General features: G+C 33.7%; 7 protein-coding genes and 2 pseudogenes (1 of these 9 cut by a window edge). 5 read left to right on the top strand and 4 right to left on the bottom strand.

Annotation, left to right across the window (positions count from 1 at the left end):
- Positions 1-103: 103 nt before the first annotated feature.
- Complete coding sequence (alr, locus tag V4P56_RS04395) at positions 104-1,225, bottom strand: alanine racemase (protein WP_455481716.1); 1,122 nt, start codon at positions 1,223-1,225, stop codon at positions 104-106.
- 2,260 nt (positions 1,226-3,485) lie between these two features.
- Between alr and V4P56_RS04390 the strand changes: the two genes are divergently transcribed.
- The 5 genes and pseudogenes from V4P56_RS04390 to V4P56_RS04370 all read left to right on the top strand — a co-directional run bounded on the left by V4P56_RS04390 (position 3,486) and on the right by V4P56_RS04370 (position 8,721).
- A complete protein-coding gene (locus V4P56_RS04390; protein WP_455481715.1) occupies positions 3,486-4,316 on the top strand; it encodes a ferredoxin--NADP reductase in 831 nt (276 codons plus the stop codon).
- Positions 4,317-4,380: 64 nt separating this feature from the next.
- A pseudogene (locus tag V4P56_RS04385) lies at positions 4,381-4,704 on the top strand (ferredoxin--NADP reductase); the annotation flags it as partial.
- 660 nt (positions 4,705-5,364) lie between these two features.
- Positions 5,365-6,282: an oxygen-dependent tRNA uridine(34) hydroxylase TrhO gene (gene trhO, locus V4P56_RS04380; protein WP_455482658.1), complete on the top strand. Its 918-nt coding sequence runs from the start codon at positions 5,365-5,367 to the stop codon at positions 6,280-6,282.
- A 677-nt stretch (positions 6,283-6,959) separates the two neighbouring features.
- On the top strand, positions 6,960-8,093 hold the full coding sequence (locus tag V4P56_RS04375) for a type III PLP-dependent enzyme (protein ID WP_455481714.1): 1,134 nt from the start codon (positions 6,960-6,962) through the stop codon (positions 8,091-8,093).
- A 43-nt stretch (positions 8,094-8,136) separates the two neighbouring features.
- Positions 8,137-8,721 (top strand): GNAT family N-acetyltransferase, encoded by a 585-nt coding sequence (locus tag V4P56_RS04370; protein ID WP_455481713.1) that lies wholly within the window; start codon positions 8,137-8,139, stop codon positions 8,719-8,721.
- Between the two features lie 146 nt (positions 8,722-8,867).
- Here V4P56_RS04370 and V4P56_RS04365 read toward each other — a convergent pair.
- From V4P56_RS04365 to V4P56_RS04355, 3 genes and pseudogenes are all read right to left on the bottom strand, one after another.
- Positions 8,868-8,960: pseudogene (locus tag V4P56_RS04365) on the bottom strand (rhodanese-related sulfurtransferase); the annotation flags it as partial.
- Between the two features lie 183 nt (positions 8,961-9,143).
- The gene (locus V4P56_RS04360; protein WP_455482657.1) at positions 9,144-10,715 is read right to left on the bottom strand and encodes a DHA2 family efflux MFS transporter permease subunit; all 1,572 of its coding nucleotides are present in this window, start codon (positions 10,713-10,715) and stop codon (positions 9,144-9,146) included.
- Between the two features lie 27 nt (positions 10,716-10,742).
- Positions 10,743-11,316, bottom strand: partial view of an HlyD family secretion protein gene (locus V4P56_RS04355; protein ID WP_455481712.1) — the 3' portion only. The gene runs 527 nt beyond the window's last position; the window shows 574 of its 1,101 coding nt (coding positions 528-1,101); its start codon lies off the right edge, out of view — the gene reads right to left on this strand; its stop codon occupies positions 10,743-10,745.

Raw genomic sequence — 11,316 nt, 5'->3', positions numbered from 1 at the left:
CTATGATAATAGTATATGGTAATATATCGTAAGACATTTTGGAGCAGGGAGCACAATATCATTTTCTAAAGCAATATTTTTGTCATTTCGTTTTTTGATGATCTTAAATATAAATACATTTACAGCGAGAACTTAGGGAAACCAAAATTTCATGAGGGACGGTGTTGGCATCTGTAGATACTTTTTCAATAGTCTGGTGTGTTCCAATAAGTTCTACCCAATCATCTCTTTGAGGCTTTTCATCTTTAAGATCGGTGGCATCAACAATGATGGAATCCATAGAAACACGTCCAATAATGGGAAGTTTATAACCATTAAAATAAACAGTTCCTTTATTAGAAAGAGCACGTAACCAACCATCTGCATAGCCAATGGAGATAGTTACAAGAGTGCTTGGTCTGCGAGTAATAAAGCTTCCTCCATAACCGACAGGTGCTCCTGTATCAAGATAGCGGCTTTGAATAACTTGGGCTTCAAGTTTTAAAACCGGTTTAAGTAATGTGGGGTATTTTTTATGAGGATCGATGCCGTAGAGTGCAATACCTGGGCGAACAAGGTCAAAATAAAAATCTGAACCAAGAAAAATACCTCCAGAATTAGCAAGCGAGACTTTACAGGTGGGTAGTTGTGCAAGTATGGCTTTGAGAGCAGCCAATTGAGCATAATTGGATGGATGTGTATCATCATCCCCATTAGCAAGGTGGCTTATAATATATTTTACCTTTGCTTTTTTAAAAAAATCAGGGTTCTTGATGAGTTGTTGTAATTCTCTTTGATCAAGTCCTAATCGATTCATATTGGTATCAATTTGAATAATCGCCGGGAATCTTTTACTTTTTTTTTGGCAAAGTGTTTGCCAGCTTTCAATTGCATTCCAAGAATTAAGAACGGGGACAATACCGGATTGAGCTACAAATTCTTCAGCAGTACGTGAAATACCATTAAGAAGAGCAATCATTACATTTGGTGGTAAAATAGCCTTTAATCGAAGTGCTTCTTCGATTTTAGCAACAAAAAAAGTGCGGCAACCAGCTTGATAAAGTGCAGGAGCAATTTTGTCGGCACCCAACCCATAAGCATTTGCTTTTATAACTGCTGAACATTTTGCTGGGGCAACACGTTGAGATAAAGTTATATAATTATCGACAATGGCACTAACATCAATGGTTGCTATGACTGTATAGGGAAATAATGTATTTGTTTCATCATTAACGGATTTGTTCATTTTAAAATCCTATTTGTGCTAGTAAGATATGAAGTCCCTTTGTTTATGGCATATTACGATTATTTCTATAATATGAGAAGTATTTATTATTTTCAAAATTATGAACAATTTATATTTCATTATATTCTGTGAAAGCAACATTTTGATGCAAAAAGCTGATTTTGTCTATTATTAATAAGCATCTCATTCTCTATATCTGCATTGTTATAAATATGTTATCTACCAATAATTAGTAGGAATATAGGCTTTTTTCTTTTTGTTTTTTTTTGCAATTATTACATGTGCAAAAACAAAAGTTAATCTGTGTTATACTGCTCTTAAACAGTATAATTAAAAGAAACTTTGATATCAATAATGAATTAAATTTTAGAGTAAAATTTGATTTATATGTTTTGATTAAGTTATTATTAAATATAATAACTTAAGTTATTTTAATAGTAAATAAATAATTAAAAAATATTATTAATTTTTAATTATTTTTATTTAAATTACTTAATTATACTATTATTTTGGTAAATTTATTTATATATAATATGTATATCGTAATAATTTATGATTTGATTAATTACCTTATATTTTATTAAATAAATAATGATGGTGATATAAATTTTTTCTATTATTAGATAAGATAGTTTTACTTTAGATATGGGAGCAGTGGGTATATTGGTTCTAAAAATAGAGGAAAGATTCATTTCCTTAATTACTCTATCTGAAAATCTATAAGTTAGTGATCATTATCGTTATTTTAATCATGGAGGTTTGGGTATATAATGTAATATTAAAGTACCATGGAAACGGGGTATTAGTGTAAATTAGAGTGTTTCAAGAAATGAAGAGTTGGTTACCATTATAAAAATGTACTTGATGAATAGTCTAAAATGATAGTCCATACCATTAAAATTCTAAAGACATTTGATACCCAGAATCATGTATTGGTTTGCTACGATAGTAGCTTTAAATTTTTTCTTTTTCAATTTTAGGTACCATAAGTTTTGTGTTTTTATTAAGTCTTAATGCTTCATAAAATTATATACATTGTATGGTTTATTTAATCTAACCTTTAAAATTATTCTTTATTCCCCAAAGGGGAAATGGTTTGTATTATTGGTAATTTCAAAATATTGAACCTTTAACAGTATTTTTTTAGGCTATGATGAGAGTGTATCATAAAATTGATAGGCTGTTATAATAGTAGTAGCTTTTTTCTTTATTTGATTATTCATGTATGTAAAAATATTAGCTATCATTATTTGTTTTTATAATTTACGCACACAGAGCATTTTTTTATAAGAATCTATGGTTTTTTCATGGATTAAAATGTAAATTATTGTAAAGATTAAGAATTAATAAAAACACGTAACTTATTTATTACATTTAGTTTTTATTTATTGAGCAATTTCAATAAAGAATGAAATCTAGCAAAAAATCACAAACGATGTATGTGTTTAATTATAGTAGTTGGGAAACGATAACAACATACTAGAAATTGGTAATATATTGCCTTTAATGATATCTCTCATCTTTGTATTTACGTTAAGAGGATAGGTATAAATTGGACGACATTATCATAGGTAGTTTTTGTGATTAAAACCTTTTTCTGAAATATCATACTTTATTCTGATAAGGAAAAAATATTACCAAGTTACTATTTTATTCTCATGGGTTCAGTTTGGGTAGGGCATATTTGTATGAATATAAATGTTATTATCATCGTTTGAGTGATTTATGATTAACTTTTACAAGTATTTACGTTGTATTTTCTCTATCTTTACCAAAATGATACAATTTAATATTGAGTACATGGTTGCTGTAGCTTTTATTAAGATTATTTTTTCTATTTCATTTATAATCAGGATATAAGGATGCAATGTAAGGAATATTTTAACATCCTTTGACTACAATGCTTAAAAATTTCTTTTTTGAAGAATATTGTTTGTGGCGATATGATTAGCTATAAGGAAAGTGAATTGAGAAAGAGGATTTTGAAGAGATTTAGAGTGGCGGATAGTGCTGCAAGTTAAAGAAATTATCTTTGAATAAATAAGGGGTTATCTCTTGTTTTAAGATTTTTGTTTATAAATGGTATAAAGTTGAAGAGTGTTATGTGGTAGCGGGTAGCTATTACACCATTAATGTGTTTCAGTTTGTTTGAATACAAAGTTGATCTTGTAGTTTATATTTCAAGAAAAATATTGGTAGATCATTATGTAAGAATTACATTATTATTTTCAAAATTTAATATTCGATAAAGGAAAGTTTTATGAGTGCATCGCCCGCTAATGTTCAGTCAAACGTCAGTAGTGTTGCATCAAATTTTTCGATTCCTGAAAATGTATTTGCCCTTACTGTTCAGGAAGTTTGTCATTATACAAATTATTTATTTAAATTTCGCCTAAATCGCCCAGAAAATTTTCGTTTTCGTTCAGGTGAATTTGTTATGATTGGTTTGCCGAACGCAGAAAAGCCGATTTATCGTGCTTATTCGATTGCAAGTCCGTTTTGGGATGAGCAGCTTGAGTTTTTTTCAATCAAAGTTTCAGGAGGTTTATTAACTGAGCATCTTCAGAAAATAAAAATCGGTGATACAGTTTTAATGCGTAACAAATCGACAGGGACATTGGTTCTTGATGCTCTTATTCCTGGTAAACGGCTTTATCTTCTTTCAACAGGAACGGGAGTTGCTCCTTTTACAAGCCTTATTCGTGATCCTGAAACTTATGAAAAATTTTCAGAAGTAGTGCTTATCCAAACAACCCGTGAACGAGATGAGCTTAACTATGCGAAGGATATTGTTAGTTCTTTACAGCAAAATCCACTAATTGGTGAATATGCAAAACAGTTGAAATTTTATCCTATGACCACCAGAGAAACTTCTGAGTATATGGGGCGTATTACTACTATTATGGAGAGTGGGACTTTTTTTGAAATGACCGGTTTACCGCAAATGAATCCGAATGAAGATCGGGTGATGATTTGTGGTTCTACGGCGATGTTAAAAGATTGTGCTAGAATGTGTGAGGCCTTTGGTTTTGTTGAGGGTGCAAATAATGCACCAGCTACTTATGTTTTGGAACGTGCTTTTGTAGGGTAAAAGAGTCGTTGTATTTTTGCATATGTTAATATGCTAATTGTATCTCAATTATTGATTATCACAAATTAAAACAACCCGTGAACGGGATGATCTTAACTATATGAAGGATATTGTTAGTTCTTTATAGCAAAATCCATTGATCAGTAAATATGTAAAGCAGTTGAAATTTTATCCTATGACCACCAGAGAAACTTCTGAGTATATGGGGCGTATTACTACTATTATAGAGAGTGGGACTTTTTTTGAAATGACCGGTTTACCGCAAATGAATCCAAATGAAGATCGGGTGATGATTTGTGGTTCCACGGCGATGTTAAAAGATTGTGCTAGAATGTGTGAGGCCTTTGGTTTTGTTGAGGGGAAAAGTTTTTTTGGGAATTTCATCTAAGAATCATGAATGTAGAATACATTTGAAGTTTAGGTTTGCGGTTATTACTTTGTGAAATATTCTTGTGGTACAAAATTTATCTCAGGGAAGGGAGAAGTTGAAGCTTGAATGTTTGAACAAGGTGACATTGTTTTTGCAGAAGGAAAAAAATCAAGATATGCAGCAGTTTCTGCTTAGTGCTTTTATCCATTTATTTGATATGAAAATATCGAGGAAGGGGCTTTCATTATCTTTTATGTAAATAGTTAATTTTTTTATTAAACAATGACTTATAAAGAATTTTTCTTCTATTTATTAAACTTAATTTATAATGTACACTATTAATAGTTGTTTTTGTGCTAACAATTGATTTAAGCCCTTTTTATGTTATTGTCTTAAATTACATTGATTGCATTTATTTTTTGCAATGTGATCTTAATTATTTTCAATTCTTCTTGAAATAAAGGGGCGTACTTAAGGGTATGGTGTTTTGTAGATCGTCAATGTGCAAAACAGAATAAGGGTTTATTTTAGAGAAATGGTAAAAGGTGATTTATTTTTAGCACGTGGTATGCTTTTTCAAGAAGACGGTGCTGTCAGTATTATTGGATTAAGCACAATGTATCAAGGATCGATGAATAAATCTTGAAATTGAATGAAACGCGCGTTATGGCAAAGATTATGGAAAAGAATTTTAGAGTTGCTGCTGTTTATTGTTTTGCAGATTTGAAGCATTATCGCCAATTACAGAAACCTCTGCTGGATTTATGTCAAGCAAAGGATATTAAAGGTACCTTACTTTTAGCAAAGGAGGGTATTAATGGGACTGTTGCTGGTTCTTATGCCGCGATTGAGACATTGGTAGATTTCATTATGGCTGAGCCAGCATTTCAAATACCAGAGATTAAGTATTCATGGGCATCAAAAATGCCTTTTCGTCGCATGAAAGTGCGGTTGAAAAAAGAGATTGTAACGATGGGGTGCGAAAGCATTGATCCATTACAGATTGTTGGTACTTATGTGGCACCTGAAGATTGGAATGCTCTTATCCAAGATGAAGAAACACTTTTAATTGATACACGTAATGATTATGAATATGCGATTGGAAGCTTTCAAGGAGCGGTTAATCCTCGTATTAAAGTGTTTCGTGAATTTCCTGCATGGGTTATGAAGCATGAAGCTGATTTAAAAAAGAAAAAGAAAATTGCTATGTTTTGCACAGGTGGTATTCGATGTGAAAAATCAACAGCTTATGTACGTGAACTTGGTTATGAGCAGGTTTATCATTTAAAGGGTGGTATTCTTAAATATTTGGAAATTGTTCCAAAAGAAGAAAGTTTGTGGTGGGGAGAGTGCTTTGTTTTTGATGAGCGTGTTTCTGTTGGGCACGGTCTTGAAGAATGTGGACGCTCATTATGTCGTGCATGTCGCGCTCCTCTTAATGCGGAAAGTAAATTATCACCTCACTATGAAGAAGGCGTTTCATGTGATTCTTGTTATAATACACGGAGTGAAATTGATAGGCAGCGTTTTCGAGAACGCCATAAGCAGTTCCAATTATTAAAGTTGTGTACAACTGATTCCTATCAAGAACAATAAAAATATCGTGCTTTATTTATAACTTGAAGCTTTTGCCTTTTTTCTTCTGTTGTTAAGGAAAAAGTATTTTAAGCATTAACAAAGAATTACTTTAAGGCTGGGTAATGCTGAGATTTTATGTTTGATACACAAGAGATATAAAACAAGGTAATATACCTACCTGAAGCAGTATCGTTTTTTTACATCATTTTATATTAAAAATTAAAAAAATATTGAAATAAATAAAAATTGATTCTATATGCATTTTTGCCCAAAGTCGCACGTGCCTGTGGATGTCCGCTGGTCCTCAAATGGTGAGGTTAACCGGTACGGTACCTGGAACTAACCGCTCCAGTCACTTTTACGGCCAACCGAAAGAGTGAGGACATCTTGAAGCAACGACGGTGCGGGCCTTTCTGGTGTCTTCCAGCTGTCCAAATGCTGGGATAACTATAGAGGCACACCTCATTGCCTTCAGTGCGGAAGTGGTTTTCTCAACTCCAATCAAAAAGGCAGACAAAGTAGAACAATGCGATTTTTCGCGCTGTTCCTTCGTGGCATATAACACTGATTTCTTTCTGATATTAAAACAATCAGAGTGTGAATAATGGTTGTATGTATTTTGTCCTTTGGTTATTGGCGGCTTCGTGCTGTCCAAGCATAGAGTGGAGAAGTTTATTCTCCAAGGAGAATTGCAGATGGCAACGCAACGTATACGCGATTTCCTTGCAGCACATCGTTCTGAAGGTCCATGTTTGATTGTTGACCTTGATGTTGTACGTGAAAATTATTTAAATTTTGAGAAATTTCTTCCGCAATCTCGTATTTTCTATGCGATAAAGGCAAATCCAGCATCAGAGATTTTGAGTTTGCTGGCTTCTTTAGGATCTTCTTTTGACGCTGCTTCTGTAGCAGAAATTAAAATGGCTTTAAAAGCAGGAGCAACACCTGAGCGTATTTCTTTTGGTAATACTATTAAAAAAGAACGTGATATTGCACGTGCGTATGCGCTTGGTATTTCGCTTTATGCAGTTGATTGTATTGAAGAAGTGGAAAAGATTGCTCGCGCTGCTCCAGGTGCTCGTATTTTTTGCCGAGTTCTTACTGATGGGAAAGGTGCAGAGTGGCCATTATCACGTAAATTTGGTTGTGTTCCTGCTATGGCAGTTGATGTATTGCGTCGGGCACATCAATTAGGCTTGCAGGCATATGGTATTTCTTTTCATGTAGGATCTCAGCAAACAGATCTTAGTGCATGGGATCGTGCTTTATCGGATGCAGCTACGGTTTTTAGGCGTTTGGAGCAAGAAGGAATCTTGTTGAAATTAGTTAATATGGGAGGTGGGTTTCCAACGCGTTATTTAAAGGATATTCCTACAGCACAAACCTATGGTACAGCTATTTTTAATTCGTTAAAAAAATATTTTGGTAATCGTATCCCTGAAACGATCATTGAACCAGGTCGTGGGATGGTTGGTAATGCTGGTGTTATTCGTACAGAAGTTGTTCTTATATCAAAAAAAGCAGACAATGATAATGTTCGATGGGTTTATCTTGATGTTGGCAAATTTAATGGTCTTGCCGAAACTATGGATGAAGCTATTCGCTATCCTATTGAGACACCCCATGATGATAAAGCAATGGAGCCTTGTATTGTAGCGGGACCAACATGCGATTCGGCGGATGTTCTCTATGAAAAAACACCTTATCTTTTACCTTTATCTCTTACAGTTGGAGATGAATTATTAATTCATGGAACTGGTGCTTATACGGCGACTTATGCATCTGTTGCATTTAATGGTTTTGAGCCTCTCCGATCTTATGTGATTTGAGTTTTTTTATAGTAACGTAATATTGATAGGATAGGTGATAGAGATGAATGTGATTGATTTTCAAACAAAAGATGGTGCATTTTTTACACTCACACCTGAGCAAGAAGCTGATAAACCCTACCGAGAACATTTACTTGATTTAACTTTAGGAAAAGGGCGTAAACGTAAGTCATCAGAAATTTTACGCTGTGGTCGATTAGCAGCATGTGGACTTTCTTTTGTTGTCAAAAATGCACTTGGAGAACTTGTGGGGAGTGTACGTCTTTGGCATGTTCGATTTAATAAAGGACAAAATGAAGTACAGCATGCTTTACTTTTGGGTCCACTGGCTGTTTTTGCAGAATATTCTGGTATGGGTATCGGGACGGTTCTCGTACAGCATGCAATTAAAACAGCAAAAAAGTTGGGCTATGGTGCTATTTTGCTTGTAGGTGATTCTGAATTTTATCAGCGTTTTGGCTTTTCAAGCAGTTTAACTAAAAACCTAGCGATGCCAGGTCCTTATGAAAAACACCGTTTTCAAGCGTTAGAATTGATTCCTGAATATCTTTCTTCATGTCATGGTGTTTTAATACCAAGTGGTGAGCTACAAAGTTTAACTTCCTTTCAGCATCATAAGGTAGCTTAAGAAGCTTATCTGTTTAGCTTTGCTTTTTTATGATAGTAATTTTAGAATTTTAAAGATTATTTCTTTATTGAAGGTGTATTATTTTTTAAGTCTAAATTTTGAAAATAATTTCATTTCATAATATAGTTTTTTATTTTTCTTTTTTAATCAGCTTCATTCTTCACAATCCATGCAGAAAATTCACGAAATACTTTAATACGAGGATTAATTGTTCCTTGAAAGTTCTCAATCGCATATTCATCGATAAATATTGGTTATTTTGTATAAAATAACTTTAGCAAAATTTTTGGTGGATAGTCACTGGAAGTACGTCAATATTTTATACTGAGCAAGATGTAGTTTTAGAATAATCTTTCATGTAAAGTTTTAAAATATATGTATAAAATAATTTATGGAAAGAAGAGTGCTTTATCACACTGCGCTTAATGGCTGGGAGAGATATGTGTGGATGGTAGTATTTTTTTGAGAAAAATGGGTAAAAAGGCTAAGATACTAAAAAGTACGGTCATCATAAAGAAAATATCACTTAAAGCCATGATTGTTGCTTGCGCGTAAACCATATTAAAGAGTTGGGATAAAGCAAGAGAATGAGGATCAAAAGTGGAAAAATTGAAGTGCATAGTAAGTTTTGAAATCATTTCAGTTGCTTGTATATTTCCTCTGTGAATTGTTTCAGCGATTCGTTCATGATGGAGATTTGTATGTTGCATCATAAGAGTGCTAATAATGGCAAGTCCTACAGCTCCACCAAGATTTCGTGTCAGATTAAAAAGTCCTGAAGCATTTTTTATTCGTTCTGGTGGTAATGATCCGAAGGCAATATTATTAACAGGAACCATACATAATACAGTAGAGATGCCACGGAAAATTTGAGGCCAAAAGAATTCCCAAAAATCCCAATTATCTGTAATACCAGTGACAAGCCAAGTTCCCCATGCAAACCCCGCAAGTCCTATCCCGATCATAAGACGCGCATCGATTCGTGTTAAAAGAAATCCAGCTATGGGAGCAGTAAGAAACATAGCTAAACCTGAAATAAACAGTGTTTCTCCAATCATAAGTGCATCATAATGGCGAATTTGGCTTAAATATATAGGATAGAGATAAGTAAGGCCATAAAGACCTATTCCAATCATAAAAGAAAAAATAGATGCAACTGAAAAATGGCTATTGGAAAAAGCATAAAGATCAACAATGGGCTCTTTTGCAGTAAAAGCGCGCCAAAAAAACAAGCTTCCAAACAAGATCATAATAATGGAAAGGTTAAAGATAATCTTATCTTGAAACCAGTCATGACGTGCTCCTTCTTCTAGAATATATTCTAAAGACCCTAGAAAGATTGCCATGGAGATAAAGCCTAACCAGTCAAACTTATTTATTAAAGAGTGATCAGCTTTATCAAAATCAATTAATTTCCAAGCTATAATTGAGATAATGATTCCAAAGGGTATATTAATAAGAAAAAGCCAATGCCACGATAAAGTATGACTGAGATACCCTCCTACTGTCGGGCCGATGGTAGGTGCTAATGTTGCTATTAGTCCAACAATAGGAGAAATAATATATTGTTTGGAAGGGGGGAAAAGTGTATAGGAGGCGACGAAGATACTTGGGATAATTCCTCCACTGATAAAACCTTGGAATATTCGGTACACAATCATTTGTTCAATAGATGTTGCAGTTGCACAAAGGGCAGACGTGATTGTGAAACCAGCAGTTGATAAGCTGAAGAATATTCGTGTTGAAAGTAAGCGTCCTAAAAAACCGGAAAAAGGTAACATAATGACTTCAGCGATGAGGTAAGAGGTTTGAACCCACGAAATTTCATCAGAGCTAGCCGATAGACCAGCTTGAATCTCAGCTAAAGATGAGGAAATAATTTGGATATCTAAAATGGCCATGAACATACCAAAAGCCATAGCAACGAAAACAATAATTTTTCGTATCTCTATATGTTCTTGGGGATAAGTAGATACAGATGTGGGGCTTTTCATAGTGGTATCTTCATGTATCATTGCCAATTATTCAGAAAGTTTTTTATCACTTGGTTTTTTACGTGTGTCAATTTCTACTGAAACACTCATTCCTGCTTTAATTTTTCCACTTTTTAATACATTTTCGGGGATAGAAATTCGCACAGGAATCCGTTGGGTAATTTTGGTAAAGTTGCCTGTAGCATTTTGTGGTGGTAAAAGAGAAAAAACAGCTCCTGTTGCAGGAGAAATAGAAAGTACTATACCTTTAAAGATATCATGTTTAAAGGCATCAAAAGAAATATAAGCTGTTTGTCCGTTGCAAATATCGCTTAACTGTGTTTCTTTATAGTTTGCTTCAATATAAAGTGCATGAATAGGAACTAATGCTGCAAGATATTGGCCATTAACAACAAAATCGCCAGTTTTTGCTGTTAAATTTCCAATAATTCCATCAAATGGAGCACGTAAGATCGTTGAATCAAGGTCGCGTTTTGCTTTATTGCGTGCAAGTTCAAGGCTTTTAGTTTGGCTTTTAGTTTCATTTCGTTGCGCTTCTAGCACTTGAATATTGGCATGTGCTGCAGCGATTTGTGCATCAGCACGATTAACATTAGCAATA

The organism is Bartonella sp. B35(2025) (assembly GCF_053794465.1).
Note: the sequence above shows the minus strand (reverse complement) of the source record. Positions and strands in the feature narration are given on the sequence as shown.

Bases quoted from the DNA above. Each gene is read 5' to 3' on its own strand.
- alr (WP_455481716.1), bottom strand. From the start codon at position 1,225: ATGAACAAATCCGTTAATGATGAAACAAATACATTATTTCCCTATACA.
- V4P56_RS04390 (WP_455481715.1), top strand. From the start codon at position 3,486: ATGAGTGCATCGCCCGCTAATGTTCAGTCAAACGTCAGTAGTGTTGCA.
- trhO (WP_455482658.1), top strand. From the start codon at position 5,365: ATGGAAAAGAATTTTAGAGTTGCTGCTGTTTATTGTTTTGCAGATTTG.
- V4P56_RS04375 (WP_455481714.1), top strand. From the start codon at position 6,960: ATGGCAACGCAACGTATACGCGATTTCCTTGCAGCACATCGTTCTGAA.
- V4P56_RS04370 (WP_455481713.1), top strand. From the start codon at position 8,137: ATGAATGTGATTGATTTTCAAACAAAAGATGGTGCATTTTTTACACTC.
- V4P56_RS04360 (WP_455482657.1), bottom strand. From the start codon at position 10,715: ATGAAAAGCCCCACATCTGTATCTACTTATCCCCAAGAACATATAGAG.